The organism is Halorubrum ezzemoulense DSM 17463, assembly GCF_002114285.1.
Taxonomy (GTDB): Archaea; Halobacteriota; Halobacteria; order Halobacteriales; family Haloferacaceae; genus Halorubrum; species Halorubrum ezzemoulense.
The window spans coordinates 1-15804 of sequence record NZ_NEDJ01000022.1 but is presented as its reverse complement, the minus strand read 5'-3'; the positions used below and the strand labels follow the sequence as shown (position 1 = coordinate 15804).

The 15804-nt window shown below is 69.2% G+C and carries 12 protein-coding genes and 1 other RNA gene; 9 read left to right on the top strand and 4 right to left on the bottom strand.

What is annotated here, in order from left to right; all coding sequences use genetic code 11:
* The first annotated feature begins 24 nt into the window (after nt 1–24).
* The 5 genes from alaS to citZ all read left to right on the top strand — a co-directional run bounded on the left by alaS (nt 25) and on the right by citZ (nt 7814).
* Entirely contained in the window at nt 25–2805 is a 2781-nt protein-coding gene (alaS, locus tag B9H04_RS08020; RefSeq protein ID WP_049931204.1) for an alanine--tRNA ligase, read from the top strand.
* A gap of 19 nt (nt 2806–2824) precedes the next feature.
* The gene (locus B9H04_RS08015) at nt 2825–3628 is read left to right on the top strand and encodes an alpha/beta fold hydrolase (RefSeq protein WP_049931202.1); all 804 of its coding nucleotides are present in this window, start codon (nt 2825–2827) and stop codon (nt 3626–3628) included.
* Between the two features lie 98 nt (nt 3629–3726).
* The gene (locus tag B9H04_RS08010) at nt 3727–4443 is read left to right on the top strand and encodes a type 1 glutamine amidotransferase (RefSeq protein ID WP_049931200.1); all 717 of its coding nucleotides are present in this window, start codon (nt 3727–3729) and stop codon (nt 4441–4443) included.
* A 145-nt stretch (nt 4444–4588) separates the two neighbouring features.
* Nucleotides 4589–6475 (top strand): PINc/VapC family ATPase, encoded by a 1887-nt coding sequence (locus B9H04_RS08005; RefSeq protein WP_049931197.1) that lies wholly within the window; start codon nt 4589–4591, stop codon nt 6473–6475.
* A 196-nt stretch (nt 6476–6671) separates the two neighbouring features.
* Nucleotides 6672–7814, top strand: a complete 1143-nt coding sequence (citZ, locus tag B9H04_RS08000) for a citrate synthase (RefSeq protein WP_049931196.1) — start codon at nt 6672–6674, stop codon at nt 7812–7814.
* A gap of 106 nt (nt 7815–7920) precedes the next feature.
* Here the strand turns inward: citZ and B9H04_RS07995 are convergent, their stop codons facing one another.
* The 3 genes from B9H04_RS07995 to B9H04_RS07985 form a co-directional block, all read right to left on the bottom strand.
* Complete coding sequence (locus B9H04_RS07995) at nt 7921–9156, bottom strand: digeranylgeranylglycerophospholipid reductase (protein WP_049931194.1); 1236 nt, start codon at nt 9154–9156, stop codon at nt 7921–7923.
* Nucleotides 9157–9349: 193 nt separating this feature from the next.
* The gene (locus B9H04_RS07990) at nt 9350–10213 is read right to left on the bottom strand and encodes a 2-oxoacid:ferredoxin oxidoreductase subunit beta (RefSeq protein ID WP_049931193.1); all 864 of its coding nucleotides are present in this window, start codon (nt 10211–10213) and stop codon (nt 9350–9352) included.
* 3 nt (nt 10214–10216) lie between these two features.
* On the bottom strand, nt 10217–11974 hold the full coding sequence (locus B9H04_RS07985) for a 2-oxoacid:acceptor oxidoreductase subunit alpha (protein ID WP_049931191.1): 1758 nt from the start codon (nt 11972–11974) through the stop codon (nt 10217–10219).
* Between the two features lie 433 nt (nt 11975–12407).
* On the opposite strand from B9H04_RS07985, the gene B9H04_RS07980 reads away from it, so the two are divergent.
* Nucleotides 12408–13052, top strand: a complete 645-nt coding sequence (locus B9H04_RS07980) for an FAD-dependent oxidoreductase (RefSeq protein ID WP_049931190.1) — start codon at nt 12408–12410, stop codon at nt 13050–13052.
* 111 nt (nt 13053–13163) lie between these two features.
* Nucleotides 13164–14189: an aldo/keto reductase gene (locus tag B9H04_RS07975; RefSeq protein WP_049931188.1), complete on the top strand. Its 1026-nt coding sequence runs from the start codon at nt 13164–13166 to the stop codon at nt 14187–14189.
* A gap of 28 nt (nt 14190–14217) precedes the next feature.
* On the opposite strand, the gene B9H04_RS07970 is transcribed toward B9H04_RS07975, so the two are convergent.
* The gene (locus tag B9H04_RS07970) at nt 14218–14676 is read right to left on the bottom strand and encodes a hypothetical protein (protein ID WP_049931186.1); all 459 of its coding nucleotides are present in this window, start codon (nt 14674–14676) and stop codon (nt 14218–14220) included.
* A 118-nt stretch (nt 14677–14794) separates the two neighbouring features.
* Between B9H04_RS07970 and B9H04_RS07965 the strand changes: the two genes are divergently transcribed.
* Both B9H04_RS07965 and ffs read left to right on the top strand, forming a co-directional pair.
* Nucleotides 14795–15208, top strand: coding sequence for a DUF7548 family protein (locus B9H04_RS07965; RefSeq protein ID WP_049931184.1), 414 nt, complete (start codon nt 14795–14797; stop codon nt 15206–15208).
* A gap of 107 nt (nt 15209–15315) precedes the next feature.
* An RNA gene (gene ffs, locus B9H04_RS07960) (signal recognition particle sRNA) lies at nt 15316–15627 on the top strand.
* The last annotated feature ends 177 nt before the right edge of the window (nt 15628–15804 follow it).

The window sequence follows — 15804 nt, the reverse complement described above, 5'->3', positions numbered from 1 at the left end:
AGCAACACGGGCCACGTTCGTGTAATGAGCGATCTCGAAGCGGAGTACCGTCTCGACTACTTCGAGGAGGAGGGGTTCGAGCGCAAGGAGTGTCCCTCCTGTGGCGCGCACTTCTGGACCCGCGACGGCGACCGCGACCTGTGCGGCGAGCCGCCCTGCGAGGACTACAGCTTCATCGACGACCCGGGCTTCCCGGAGGCGCACTCGCTGTCGGAGATGCGCGAGGCGTTCCTCTCCTTCTTCGAAGACAACGGCCACGAGCGGATCGACCCGTACCCGGTCGCCGCGAACCGCTGGCGCGACGACGTGCTCCTGACGCAGGCGTCGATCTACGACTTCCAGCCGCTCGTCACCTCGGGACAGACGCCCCCGCCGGCGAACCCGCTGACCATCTCGCAGCCCTGTATCCGGATGCAGGACATCGACAACGTCGGCAAGACAGGCCGGCACACGATGGCGTTCGAGATGATGGCCCACCACGCGTTCAACACGCGCGAGGAGGTCGACGAGGACGAGTACGCCTACCACGGCGAGGTGTACTGGAAAGACGAGACGGTCCGGTACTGCGACGAGCTGTTCGAGAGTCTCGGCGCCGACCTCGAAGAGATCACTTACATCGAGGACCCGTGGGTCGGCGGCGGTAACGCCGGCCCCGCCATCGAGGTCATCTACAAGGGCGCCGAGCTGGCGACGCTCGTCTTCATGTGTATGGAGCGGGACCCCGACGGCGACTACGAGATGAAAGACGGGAACTCGTACTCGTTCATGGACACGTACATCGTCGACACCGGGTACGGGTTAGAGCGGTGGACGTGGATGAGCCAGGGGACCGCGACCGTGTACGAGGCCGTCTACCCCGACGCGATCGACTTCCTGAAAGACAACGCCGGTGTCGAGCACACCGAGGCCGAACGCGAGATCGTCCACCGCGCCGCCAAGCTCTCCGGCCGGCTCGACATCGACGACGTCGACGACGTGGAGGCCGCCCGCGGCGAGATCGCAGACCGGCTCGACGTGGACGTCGACCGACTGCGCGAGCTGGTGGAACCGCTCGAAGCGATCTACGCGATCGCCGACCACTCGCGGACGCTCGCGTACATGTTCGGCGACGAGATCGTCCCGTCGAACGTCGGCACGGGCTACCTTGCCCGGATGGTGCTCCGCCGGATGAAGCGCCTCGTCGACGAGGTCGGCGTCGACGCGCCGCTCGACGAGCTGGTCGACATGCAGGCCGAGCGGCTCGGCTACGAGAACCGCGACACGATCCGCGAGATCGTCCGCAGCGAGGAGCGGAAGTACGAGCGGACGCTGGAGCGCGGCGCCCGCAAGGTCGAACAGCTCGCCGACGAGTACGCCGGCACCGGTGAGCCGATCCCGACGGGGGAGCTACTGGAGCTGTACGACTCCCACGGGATCCAGCCCGACATGGTCGCCGACATCGCCGACGAGCGCGGCGCGACCGTCGACGTGCCCGACGACTTCTACGCGCTCGTCGCCGACCGACACGAGGAGGGCGACGCCGCGGGAGAGAGCGACGAGCGCGACGAGCGGCTCGCCGACCTCCCCGAGACGGAGAAGCTGTTCTACGACGACCAGGGACGCACGGAGTTCGAGGCGGTCGTCCTCGACGTGCTGGAGGCCGAGGGCGGGTACGACGTGGTGCTGGACCAGACGATGTTCTACCCCGAGGGCGGCGGTCAGCCGGCCGACCGCGGCCACCTCACGGTCGGAGAGACCACCGTCGACGTCGACGACGTTCAGGAGGTCGACGGGGTCGTGCTCCACCGCACGGACGCGGACCCCGGGAAAGGCGAGTTCGTCACGGGGCAGGTGGACGGCGACCGCCGCGACCGACTGCGCGCGCACCACACCGCGACGCACCTGATCGGTCACGCCGCCCGCGAGGTGCTCGGCGACCACGTCCGGCAGGCTGGCGCCCAGAAGGGAACCGACTCGGCGCGGCTCGACGTGCGCCACTTCGAGCGCATCGACCGCGGGGACGTGAAGGCGATCGAGCGCGTCGCGAACGAGTTGGTCCGCGACGACGTCCCCGTCCGCCAGGAGTGGCCCGACCGCAACGAGGCGGAGGCCGAGCACGGCTTCGACCTGTACCAGGGCGGCGTCCCGCCGGGAACGAACGTCCGGCTGATCCACGTCGGCGACGCCGACGTCCAGGCCTGCGCCGGCACGCACGTCGCCCGCACCGGCGAGATCGGCGCCGTGAAAGTGCTGAAGACGGAGCCGGTACAGGACGGCGTCGAGCGCATCGTCTTCGCGGCCGGGGCCGCGGCGGTGGAGGCGACCCAGCGCACCGAGGACGCGCTGTACGACGCGGCCGAGGTCCTGGACGTGGACCCGCTCGACGTGCCGGACACCGCCGAGCGCTTCTTCGAGGAGTGGAAGGCCCGCGGCAAGGAGATCGAGTCGCTCAAAGAGGAGCTCGCGGCCGCGCGGGCCGCCGGCGGCGCCGACGCCGAGGCGGTCGAGGTCGCCGGGACGACAGCGGTGATCCAGCGGCTCGACGGCGACGCCGACGAACTGCGCGCGACCGCGAACGCCCACGTCGACGACGGGAAAGTCGCGGTGATCGGCAGCGGCGCGGACGGCTCCGCGAGCTTCGTCGTCGGCGTCCCCGATTGCGTCGACGTGAACGCGGGGCAGGTCGTCTCGGAGCTCGCCGGGCGCGTCGGCGGCGGCGGCGGCGGGCCGCCGGACTTCGCGCAGGGCGGCGGCCCGGACGCGGACGCCTTAGACGACGCCCTCGACGCGGCGCCGGACGTGCTCCGCAGCCTTCAGGAGGCCTGAACGCGCCCAGTTCGCCACTATGCCGCACGCGACCAACGCCGGGACCGAGATCCGGTACGAGGTGGACGCCCCCGACACCGGCGACGGCGACGAGGCGGTGGTGTTCTGCGGCGACGTCGGGCTCGGCGCCTGGCAGTTCGGCTGGCAGCACGCGGCGCTCGCCGGTCCACACACCGTGATCACCCCGGAGACGCGCGGTGTCGGGCGGTCCGACGCCCCGCCCGGCCCGTACGCGGTCGGGGAGCTCGCGGCCGACGTGGACGCGGTGTGTGCCGCCGAGGGGATCCGAAACGCTCACCTCGTCGGCTACGGGCTCGGCGGGATGGTCGCGCTGACGGCCGCGGCGAGTTCCTCGCGGCCGGCGAGCGTCGCGCTCGTCGGGACGCCGCCCGCGGGGGACGCCTACAACCCCGACGGCGTCTGGGCCCCCCCGGCCGATCCGGCCGCGGTCGAGGGGTCGCTGAACGGCCTCCTCTCGCTCGACTTCCGTGAGGCCCACCCCGACGCGCTCTCGCGGATCGCGGAGTGGCGCCTCGCGGAGGACGCCGACCGCGAGACGTACGAGGCGCACCGCGCCGCGATCGAGGGGTTCGACCTCACCGGTCGCCTCCACGAGATCACCACGCCCGCGCTCGTCGTCCACGGCACCGACGACACGGTCTGTCCGGCCACGGCCGGGGAGACGCTCGCGGAGGGGCTCCCCCGCGGGGAGTTCCACGGGATCGACGGGGCGCGCCACCTCGTCGGAGTCGAGGCGTCGGCCGCGGTCAACGACCTCCTCGTCGGCTGGCTCGCCGAACACGCCGCCGGCCGGTTCGAGTAGGCGCGGCGTTCGGGGCCGCGCGACGCCCGCGTCCGCGTCGTCGGCCGGGGCGTCCGGCGTCGCAACCGTTTTGTGACTCTCGCCGAACCCTTCACCTGATGACTCGCCTCCGGTTCGCCCTGCTGAACGCCGCCCACGACGGTGCGAACACCCGGCGGAACTTCCGCAGAGAGCTCGACGCCGACCTCGTCGAGTTCGACGCCGTCGCGGGAGACCTCCCCGATCACACCGAGTTCGACGGCGTCGTGGTGACCGGGTCGCGCTCGTCGGTCTACTGGGACGAGGCGTGGATCCCGCCGCTCGTCGACTACGTCGCCGAGGCCGCCGACGCCGGCGTCCCCGTCCTCGGCGTCTGTTACGGTCACCAGGTGCTCGCGGAGGCGCTCGGCGGCCGCGTCGCGGGCATGGACGGGTTCGAGATCGGCTACAACGAGATCCGCCGACCTCGCGACGACCCGCTGTTCGAGGGGATCGACGAGACGTTCACCGCCTTCACCACCCACGGCGACGCAGTCGTCGAACTCCCGCCGTCAGCGACGCTGCTCGCGGAGAACGACCGCGGCGTCCACGCGTTCCGCGACGGCCACTGCTGGGGGGTCCAGTTCCACCCGGAGTACGACATCGACACGGCCCGCGACGTGACCGACGGCAAGCGGGATCAGATCGGTGACGCCCGCGTGGACGGCGTCCTCGAGTCGATCACGCCCGACGCCTACGACGCCGCCTGCGAGGCGAAGCAACTGTTCGAGAACTTCACCGGTTACGCCGAGCGGTTGGCGGCCGAGCGGGCGGAGCGGGCGGCCGCGGACGACTGAGCGGGTCGACCGGTTCGACGGAGGCGCGACCGCCGCGCCGCTCGACCGGCACGACCGATGCGACGACTGACCGGCGCGATTCCACGCCGTCCGCCCGCGGCCCCCGGTCGAACACCCTTATACGGTTCCCGTCCCGAACTCGGGTATGAACGTAGTACCGGACACGAGCGCGGTCGTCGACGGCCGCGTGTCCGAACGCGTCGCGGACGGGACCTACGAGTCGGTCACCGTGTTCGTCCCGGAGGCGGTCGTCGGCGAGTTGGAGTCGCAGGCGAACGACGGGCTCGAATCCGGCTGGGACGGGCTCAGCGAACTCAAGCGGCTCGCGGACTACGCCGACGACGGGACGATCGAGCTGCGGTACGTCGGCGAGCGCGCGAGCGGCGACGCCCGCTCGAACGCACACGAGGGCGACGTGGACGCGCTGATCCGCGACCTCGCCGCCGACCACGACGCGACGCTCCTCTCCAGCGACGTGGTTCAGGCCGAGGTGGCCCGCGCGAAGGGGCTCGATGTCGAGTACGTCGAGCCCGTCGCCCGCGGCGTCGTCGACGAGCTGCCGATACAGGACTTTTTCACCGACGAGACGATGTCAGTCCACCTCAAGACGGGGACCGTCCCGAAGGCGAAACGCGGGGCGCTCGGCGAGATGCGCTACGTCGAGATCGCGGACGACCCCACCGACGAGGCGCAGCTGCGGGAGTGGGCGAACTCGATCGTCGACCTGGCCCGCCAGTCGAGCGAGGGGTTCATCGAGCTCTCTGACGACGGGATGGACATCGTCCAGTTCCGCAACTACCGGATCGCGGTGGCGCGCCCGCCGTTCGCCGACGGCGTCGAGATCACCGCCGTCCGCCCCATCGCGAAGACGGACCTCGACGACTACGAGTTCGCCGACGAGCTCCGCGACCGGTTCGCGGAGCGGAAACGCGGCGTCCTCATCTCGGGCTCGCCCGGCGCCGGGAAGTCGACGTTCGCGCAGGCGGTCGCGGAGTTCCTAAACGACAGCGACTACGCGGTGAAGACGATGGAGAAGCCCCGGGACCTCCAAGTCGGTCCCGAGATCACGCAGTACGGCGCGCTCGGTGGCGAGATGGAGAACACCGCCGACTCTCTCCTCCTCGTCCGGCCGGACTACACCATCTACGACGAGGTCCGGAAGACGAACGACTTCGAGGTGTTCTCCGACATGCGTATGGCTGGCGTCGGCATGGTCGGCGTCGTCCACGCCTCCCGCGCCATCGACGCGCTCCAGCGGCTCGTCGGCCGCGTCGAACTCGGGATGATCCCGCAGATCGTCGACACCGTCGTCTACATCGAGGCCGGCGAGGTCCACACGGTCTACGACGTGACGACGGAAGTGAAGGTGCCGGCGGGGCTCACCGCCGAGGACCTTGCCCGTCCGGTCATTCAGGTGTCGAACTTCGAGACCGGTCGGCCGGAGTACGAGATATACACGTTCAACCGGCAGGTCGTCACCGTCCCGCTTGACGAGGACGGCGGCGAGGCGGGGAGCGAGACGGGCGTCGGCCGCATCGCGAAAAAGGAGATCGAACGCGAGATCCGCTCGGTCGCGCACGGCCACGTCGAGGTGGAGCTGAACGGCGACGACGAGGCGGTCGTCTACGTCACCGAGGGCGACATCGGCACGGTGATCGGGAAGGGCGGCGGCCGCATCGCCGACATCGAGAACCGCCTCGGGATCGACATCGACGTCCGCACGCACGACGAGAAGCCCGGCGGGTCCGGCGCCGGTCCCGCCGGCGGCCCCGAGAACGGGCACGGCGACGGGCAGGTCGGCGCCGAGCGCGGGACGGTGGTTGCGCCGGAGATCACCTCGCGTCACGTCGTCATCGACGTCGACGACGAGGTCGGCGAGACGGTCGAAGTGCGCGCGGACGGCGAGTACCTCTTCACCGCCACGGTCGGGCGCGGCGGTGAGGTTCAGGTCTCGCGCGGCTCGGCCATCGCCGAGGAACTGGAGGACGCGATCGACCGGAACCGGACCGTGACGGTCGTCCCGGCGCGGTGAATCCCGCAACCGGCCGTTCGGGTCGGACGTAGCCGCCCGACGGCCGTCCGATCGCCCCGCTGGCTGGCGATCGCATCCACGCCAGACGTTTTCGCTCGCTGTCACGTCGTCGTTCGACGCGGCCACATACCACGATTGTCGTAACGTATCCCTCCTGAAAGATAACGCTTTTTTGACGGCCTAGATAACTCGGGGTATGGCTGATGAGTTAAAACGCGGGCTCGAGGGCGTCCTCGTCGCGGAGTCAGATCTGAGCTACGTCGACGGCGAGGTCGGGAAGCTCGTGTATCGCGGGTACGACATCGAAGACCTGGCGCGGGGCGCGAGCTACGAGGAGGTGCTGTACCTCCTGTGGCACGGCTCGCTCCCCACCGCCGCGGAGCTCGACGCGTTCGCCGCCGACCTCGCGGCGGAGCGCGAGGTTGACGACGACGTCATCGAGACGGTCCGCGCGCTCGCGGGCGCCGGCGAGCGTCCGATGGCCGCGCTCCGGACCGCGACGTCGATGCTGTCGGCGTACGACCCGGACGACGAGGCCGACGCCGGTGAGGCCACGCTTCGTCAGGGACGACGGATCACGGCGAAGATCCCGACGGTCCTCGCCGCGTTCGAGCGCGTCCGTCAGGGCGAGGAGCCGGTCGCCCCCGACCCGGACCTCTCGCACGCCGGGAACTTCCTCTACATGCTGACCGGGACCGAGCCGGACGACGTGAGCGAGGAGACGTTCGACATGGCGCTCACGCTCCACGCCGACCACGGGCTCAACGCCTCCACGTTCACCGCGATGGTGATCGGGTCGACGATGGCGGACGTTTACTCCGGCGTCACCGGGGGTATCGGCGCGCTCTCCGGCCCGCTCCACGGCGGCGCGAACCAAGACGTGATGGAGGTGCTCCACGAGGTGGATGCCTCCTCGAAAGACCCCGTCCAGTGGGTAAAAGACGCCCGAGACGACGGACGGCGCGTCCCCGGCTTCGGGCACCGCGTCTACAAGGTGAAAGACCCCCGCGCGAACATCCTCGAGGAGAAGCTCCGCGACCTCGCCGAATCGTCGGGCGACACCAAGTGGCTGGACTACACCACCGCCATCGAGGAGTACCTCACCGAACAGGGGCTCGTCGAGGAGGGGATCGCCCCGAACGTCGACTTCTACTCCGGCTCCGTCTACGACTCGCTCGGCATCCCCGTCGACATGTACACGCCCATCTTCGCGATGAGCCGCGTCGGCGGCTGGATCGCGCACGTCGCCGAGTATCAAGAGGACAACCGCCTCATCCGTCCGCGCGCCCGGTACACCGGTCCGGAAGACAGCGAGTTCGTTCCCCTCGACGAACGGTAACGGTCGCGCCCGCCGGCCACCCGCCTTCTTCGAACGGCTCTTCAAACGTCGCGGCGCGTCACCCGCTCGCAGAATATGTGCGTCCGCGACCGATCGGCCCGGCTCCTCAGATTCCGAACCGCTCGCGGGCGTACTTCGCGAGCAGCGGGACGTCGTCGAGGTGAAGCAGCCGCGCCATCCCCGCCTTCTCGCCGCGGTTCGCCTTCGCCAAGATGTCGTCGTCGGTCTCTTGGAGATCGCGCATCAACCGGTCGTACCGCTCGTTGGGTGCGAGGTACAGCAACTCCGTGAGCGTCAGTCGCGACTCCGCGCGCGGCGCCACGTCCCGGTGCCAGAGCGTCTCGTACACCGCGAGGCTCTCCGCGTCGATGCGCCGCTCCGAGTCGGTGAGACAGCGGTCGACGGTCGCCGCGGCGGCGCGGGCCGACTTCATGCCCTTGTGGATCCCTTCTCCCCACAGCGGGTCGATGCTCGGCACTGTGTCGCCGACGGCGAGGAACCGGTCGGTGTACATCTGCTCCGGGCGCTGAATGTGCGCGGAGCCGCGGTGGACCGTCTCGTCGATCTGTTCCGCCTCGGCGAACCGCGGGTCGCGGTCGATCCAGTCGTCGAGGTACCCGTCGACGGTCTTCCCCGCCTCGGCGAACTCGCGGTGGCGGTCGTTCTGGATGTAACAGATGCCGACCTTCGCGGTGTCCTCGCCGGTCGCGAAGATCCACGAGTAGCCGCCGGGCGCGATGTTGTGGTCCAAGCGGAGCATCATCGCCCGCCGGAGGTCCGCGTAGTCCGGGTGGTTCATCTCGACGCCCTCCATCTCGTACTCGATACCGATGGCTTGGTTCTCGCGTTCGAGGTCGACCACGTCGAGCGCGCTGGCGATCGGTGCGGCCGGACCGGTAGCGTCGATCACGATGTCGGCGTACACCGCTTCGTCGCCGTTGTACCGCACCCCCTCGATGACGCCGTCGTCGTCGAGGATCGGCCGCGAGACCCGCGCGTCGAAGCGGTACTCCGCGCCGTTGTCGCGACCGTCGGCGACGAGGAACTGCTTGAACTCCGCGAACTCCAACACCGCGCCCGGCTGGTAGCTCTCATAGTACTCGTTGGGCGACTCCAGCACGACGTCGTCGGTGTACGACATCACGACGTCGTCGGGGATTCCGAAAGAGGACATCATCGACGGGAACGTGCCCGCCGTCGACTTGTTGCTCTGTCGCGGGAACTCGTCTTCCGACTCCGTCTCTAAGACGACGACGTCGTAGTCGCGCGTCGCCAGGTCACGGGCGCACTGCGCGCCCGCCGGACCGGCGCCGGCGATGGCGACGTCGTAGCGGTCAACCATACACGACGGTTACGGACCCACCTAATTAGGCTTGCTGAAACCCACCGGAAAATACGCGCGAACCCCCTCGTTCGCCCGGTTTTGGCCGTCGAGAGAGGTCGGAATTACCGGGGTCTCATCCGGCGGTCGGACGCAGACCCGGCCCCCGAAACGGGCGTCGGATCGGGTCCGCCCGCCGGGACCGCGGCGCGGTTCAGTAGAACTCGCGGACGAGGTCGGTCGCGCCCTCGGGGGCGCCGTCCGGAAGCACCGACATGTCCTCGTCGACGCCGTGCTGCTCGTGGTACGGCACCGACGACTCGTCCTTGTAGATGACGCCCTGGTGTTCCTTCTCGTTGTCGAGGATCACGTCCTTCGCCGCCTCGCGGTCGGTCGGGTCGTGGTCCGCCTCCTTCAGGTCGACCAGCGAGTCGCGGAAGTAGTCGTACGTGTCGACGTCGTTGAAGGTGACGCAGGGGGAGTAGACGTTGACGAAGCCGAACCCGTCGTGCTCGATGGCCTCCTGGATGATCTCTTGGTGGCGGAGCGCGTCCGAGGAGAACGACTGCGCGATGAACGTCGCGCCGGAGGCGAGCGCCAGCGCGTGGGGGTTCACCGGCGGCTGTTTGGGCCCGTCGGGGCTCGTCGACGTCTCGAAGTCCTCGCGGGAGGTCGGCGACGCTTGGCCCTTCGTCAGCCCGTAGATGCGGTTGTCCATCACGACGTACGTCATGTCGACGTTGCGCCGGACGGCGTGGACGAAGTGGCCCGCGCCGATGGAGTAGCCGTCGCCGTCGCCGCCGGCCACCATCACCTCGATGTCGGGCCGCGCCATCTTGACGCCGGTGCCGACGGGGAGCGCGCGCCCGTGAACCCCGTGGAGCGCGTAGCTGTGCATGTACGTGCCGATCTTGCCGGAACAGCCGATGCCGGCGACGACGAAGGTGTTGTCGGGGTCGTTGCCCGTCTCCGCGAGGGCCTTCATCATCCCGTTCATCGTCCCGAAGTCGCCGCACCCCGGGCACCACGTCGGCTGCTTGTCGGACTTGAAATCGGTGAATCGAATGTCTGAGCTCATTGGTTACGCCTCCACCCCCGCTTCGAGGGTCGACTTGATCTCCGCTGCGAGTTCGTCGGCCTTGAACCGCACGCCGTTGTACTTGTTCACGCGGTCGACGCGTTCGAGCACGTCGTGTTCGACGAGGTCCGCGAACTGGCCCTGCTCGTTACACTCGACGACGACCGTCGTCTCGGCGGCCGCCACGTCTTCCGCGAGGTCCGGCCGCGGGAAGATGTACGGGACCGAGAGGACCCGCACGTCCAGTCCGTCCTCGTCGAGGAACTCCACTGCCTCGGCGAGCGCGCCCTCGTTCGACCCCCACGTGATGACGAGGGTGTCCGCGTCCTCGTCACCGAACTCGCGCGGGCTCCAGTCCTCGCGCTCACGGGCGGTCTCGACCTTGCGGTTGCGCTTGTCGACCTGCTCGACGCGCATCTCCGTGTCCTCTGTCCGGCGGCCCTGCTCGTCGTGTTCGAGGCCGGTGGACATGTGCGCGCCGTCGGCCGTACCGGGGAACGCCCGCGGCGAGACCCCGTCATCGGTGATCTCGTGGGGCTGGAAGCCGCCCGACTCGCTCATGTGGTCGTCGATCGCCGTCTCGTCGACGACCTTGCCGCGGTCGATCTCCACCTCGTCCATGTCGAACGTCTCCGGGGAGAACGTCTGCTCGGTGACCGCCATCGAGAGGTCGGCGGTGAGGTAGACAGGGAGCTGGTACTTCTCGGCGAGGTTGAACGCCTCGACGGTCTTCCAGAAGCACTCCGAGATGGTGGTCGGCGCGAGGACGAACCGCGGCACCTCGCCGTGGCCGCCGTACAACATCTGGTTCAGGTCGCCCTGCTCCTGTTTCGTCGGCATCCCCGTCGAGGGGCCCGAGCGCATCACGTTACAGATGACGAGCGGCGTCTCCGAGGTGGCGATGAGCCCGAACGTCTCGGTCATCAGGTCGATCCCCGGCCCGGAGGTCGCGGTCATCGCGCGGGCGCCGCCGCGGGCCGCGCCCAGCGCCATGTTGATCGCGGAGAGTTCGTCTTCTGCCTGGACGACGTGGCCGCCGTACCGCTCGATGCGGCCAGTGAGGTACGTCATCACGTCGGTCGCGGGCGTGATCGGGTAGCCAGCGTAGAAGCGGCAGCCGGCCGCGATGGCGCCCATGCCGATCGCTTCGTCGCCGTTGAGGAGGACGTAGTCCTCGTCGGTGGTCTCCAGCGAGTAGTCGAACTCGTGGTCGTACTCGTCGGCGACGTACGACTGGCCCGCGCGGGCCGCCTCCTTGTTATTGTCGACGAGCTTCTGGCCCTTGTCCTTGAACCGCTTCTCCAGCGCCGAGTCGAGGTTCTCGATGGGGAATTCGGCCACCTCGCAGGCCGCGCCGAGCGCGACGACGTTCCGCATAATCGCGCCGCCGGCCTCCTCGGCCAGGCTCTTCAGCGGCACGTCGAGGCCGATCATCTCCTCGGGGATCTCGACGTCCTGCATCGTCGTCCGTTCGCCGTCGTAGATGATCACCGACCCCTCGTGGAGCTCGTCGAGGTTCTCCTCGATCGTCCGGGGGGTCAACGCGATGAGCACGTCGAGTCGGTCAACGACGCTCTGTACCTTGTCGACGGAGGTCCGCACCTTGTAGGCGGTGTAGCCGCCTCGTATCCGAGATGCGAAGTCCTTCGACGTGAACACGTGTCGACCCGCGCGGGAAAGCGCCTGTGCGAAGATCTTCCCCGTCGAGTCGATGCCGTCGCCGGCCTCTCCGCCGACAGCCCAGTTGAAATCCGCAGCCATGTGCTATGGGCAAGGTTCCGGCGGACTCATCAAAAGGCTTCTGGAAGGAGCCACCGAGGTGTATCTGGACGTACGTCTTCGATATCGCGAATATTGTCAGCTTTGAGTCCTATGTGCCTTGTAATAACGCATATAATTGGACGTTCGTTCACCAAAATCATCACGATCGACCCTTCGCGTCGGACCCGTTTTCGACGTTTGACGAACTGCGTCGGCCCCTATCGCGGCGGACTTGTTCACGACGAGGTAGGCCAAGGCGTCGGGTATCCCCGCATCTGGCGTCCATGTGTCGGGTCGTCCCCACGCCGAGGCGGTCGGCCCTGCGGGCCGGTCACCGCAGCGGGGATCTGGGCCTCCCGTCCGAACCGGTTTCGACATGGGCAGGACCGACGGCGACGGGAAGGCGTTTGTGTCTGCCCCGCCGATCCGACGTATGGACACGACAGCGATGGTCGAGTCGGTGGAGCCGGTCGGCTCCGACACGTACGCCCTCCGCTTCCGCGCCCCCGAGGGGTTCGCGGCCGAACCCGGACAGTTCGTGAAGCTCGGCACCGAGATCGACGGCGAGTCGGTCGCACGGTTCTACACCCTCTCGTCGCCCCGCGTCGGCGAGACGTTCGAGGTCACGGTCGGTATCGACCCCGACGAGGGCGGCGAGTTCTCGGCGTTCCTCTCCGGCGCCGAGGCGGGCACCGAGATGACGCTCTCCGGCCCCTTCGGCGACCAGCACTACGACGGCGAGCCACGCGCGGTCGTGATCGCGGGCGGCCCCGGGGTCGGCCCCGCGGTCGCCATCGCTGAGCGCGCGCTCGACGAGGACGCCGAGGCCGCCGTCGTCTACCGCGACGACGACGTGGCCCACGCCGACCGGATCGACGCCCTCCGCGAGCGCGGCGCCGCGGTCAGGCTGCTCGACGGCGATGCCCCCCTGACCGACGCCGTCGCCGACGTCCTCGCCGGCGCCGACGGCGGGACCGTGTTCGTCTACGGGTTCGCCGACCTCGTCGCCGACGCGGAGGCCGCCATCGAGGCGGCGGGCGGCGACGCGGACGCCGCGAAGGTCGAGAACTTCGGGTAGGCGCGGCCGCAGGCCGGGCCGTCCGCGCTCGCGTCGGCGCCTCGGCCGATCTTCGCGGCGTCGCCGGCCGGCGCCGCCACGCTTTACACACCTCCCCCGCGAGGACCGGGTATGGACTACCGACGGCTCGGGAACACCGGGCTCAGCGTCTCGGAGCTCTGCTTCGGCACGTGGCGGTTCGGGCGCGAGACGAACGGCGTCGTGGAGACGGGTCGCGAGGAGTCACACGAGCTCCTCGACGCGGCCGCGGACCGCGGGATCAACTTCATCGACACGGCCAACGTCTACGGGACGCCGAATGGGAAAAGCGAGACGTACATCGGCGAGTGGCTCGCGGAGCGGGACCGCGAGGACTACGTGATCGCCTCGAAGGTGTACTTCCCATTCGACGGGCGCGGCGAGCCCGGACCCAACGACTCCGGGCTCGGCCGGAAACACATCCGCGCGCAGATCGAGGGGACCCTCGACCGGCTCGGCACGGACTACCTCGATATCTACTACATCCACCGCTGGGACGAGGACACCCCCATCGAGGAGACGATGCGCGCGCTCGACGAGCTGGTCGCCGAGGGAAAGGTCCACCACCTCGGCGCGTCGACGATGGCGGCGTGGCAACTGACGAAGGCGCAGTGGACCGCCGACGTCAACGGGTACGCGGGCTTCGACGTGGTCCAGCCACTCCACCACGCGGGCTACTACGAGGACGTGAAGGAGTACCTCGACGTCTGTATCGACCAAGACCTCGCGGTCTGCCCGTACTCTCCGCTCGCGGGCGGGTTCCTCACCGGGAAGTACGAGCGCGCCGACCCGGACGACCCCGAGCAGGTGATCGCGCCCGACGGCTCCCGGGCGAGCTTCGACGACCGGTTCAAGCGCTTCTATCTCTCCGAGCGCGGCTGGAAGGTGCTCGACGCGGTCCGCGATGTGGCCGACGAGTGCGACTCGACGCCCGCGCAGGTCGCGCTTGCGTGGCTCTCCGGCTGGGACGAGTTCACCTGCGTCCCAATCGTCGGCGCGCGGACGGTCGACCAGCTCGACGAGAACGTCGCGGCGGCCGACCTCCACCTCTCCGACGAGCAGTGGGACCGGATCATGGACGCGCGCTACGACCCGGACGGGAACCGCTGGGGCCACTGAGCAGTCGCCTCCCGGCCACAAGCGGCCGCTACTCGTCGAAGTCCGGCAGGTCGTCCGGCGCCTCGAAGTCGGCCTCCCAGTCGATGTACTCCTCCTTGAGCGTCTCGCAGACGATCTGCCCGAGCTCCGTGAGCCCCGCGTTGATCGCGGAGACGGTCCCCCACGAGTCGAGGTCTGGGTGGAGGTCGCGCTCCTTCCAGTCCTCTGGCAGCCCCGGCGCGTGGTAGCCGACCCGGTCGGCGAAGTCGTCCCAGAAGAAGTCGAACCGGGAGACTAACTCGAGGTCGAGCGCGATCTGCCAGTCCGCCGCGTCCATGTCGCTGCCCGCGGCCCACTGGTCGAACGCCTCCTCCCACGCGCCCTCGCGGAGGAGCGCTTCGAGGTCGTCGCGGCGGTACTCGCCGCCAGCCACCTCGGCGTCCTCGTACTCGTTCGGGTCGACGGCGGCGAGTTCGGGAGGCTCCGGCAGGTCGACGTCGAGTGACATGGTCCGTAGTGGGTGCCGACGGGTCAAAACGCTACGGGAACGGAGCGCGGCGAGGCGGCCGCCCCCCGCGTCCGCTCCGATCCGGTCCTTTTACCGCGGTTCCGTTCCGAGGTCGGGTATGAACCTCCGCGCCGTCTCGCGTCGGGCCGGGATCGCCGCCGCGGTCGTCACCGTCGTCGCGCTCGTCGCGCCGTACGCGATCATCACGGGGCCGGAGTACGCGTCGCAGCTCGCGTCCTACTACGCCTCCGGGGCCGTCGGCTGGAGCGGGATCGCGCTGTTCGCGCTGCTCGCCGCGGTCGTTATCGCCTCGGTCGAGCAGGGGAACGTCGACCCGGGGACGCTCGCGGGCGTGGCAATCGTCCTCGGGCTCGCGACGACCGCGAGCGCGGCGACGTGGGCGCTCGCGGTCCAACCGACCGCCGTGTTCCGCGACCACCTCTGGCTGGTGTGGCACGCGCCCGCCGTCGTCGCGCTCTCCGTCCCGCTGCCGCTCTCCGCGGCGGTGTACGCCCGAGCGGTGTTATCGTAGCCGAGACGCCGGAACGCGCGGGACGCCTCTTTTCCGACGCGCGCTCGCCGCCCGCGTCGCCGTCGGCCGGCGAACGAAAGGCCCTTATGCCGCACCCGAATATCGTCGAACGGACTAGGTCGGGCGGTTAGGCCCCGCTCGTTACCCGTGAGGCAGTCTTCAGCGGGGACCGAACAGCGGGCACGTCCGGTCAGACCGGCACGGGCCCCGAGAGCCAACGTGGAAGCCTCGTCCGCCGGGGACAGCGGTCCGTGGCGCCCGCTCGCAGGAGCGGTCCGTCGCGGTTCGTCGGCGATATTGGGTCAGGCGCGGAAGCGAGCAGCCCACCGCCGGACGCCAGTCGCTCGTCGGGTCGCGGGGTGGAGGAGGCAATCGGGATACCCCGTGACGGAACGCCGGGCTACCCCGCCTGTCCGCCATTCATACGCTGATTCGTTCGACGAGTGGTGATGCTGTGACGCTACGGTCGCCGGTGTGAGCGTCGACACGGCGAGCGTTTATTTATACGTAAAATCATCCTCATCCGGGCTCCAGTTATACGCAATTGACGCCGCCACGCTGAGCAACCTCGAACACCCAGCCGCTCGGCTGTCTGA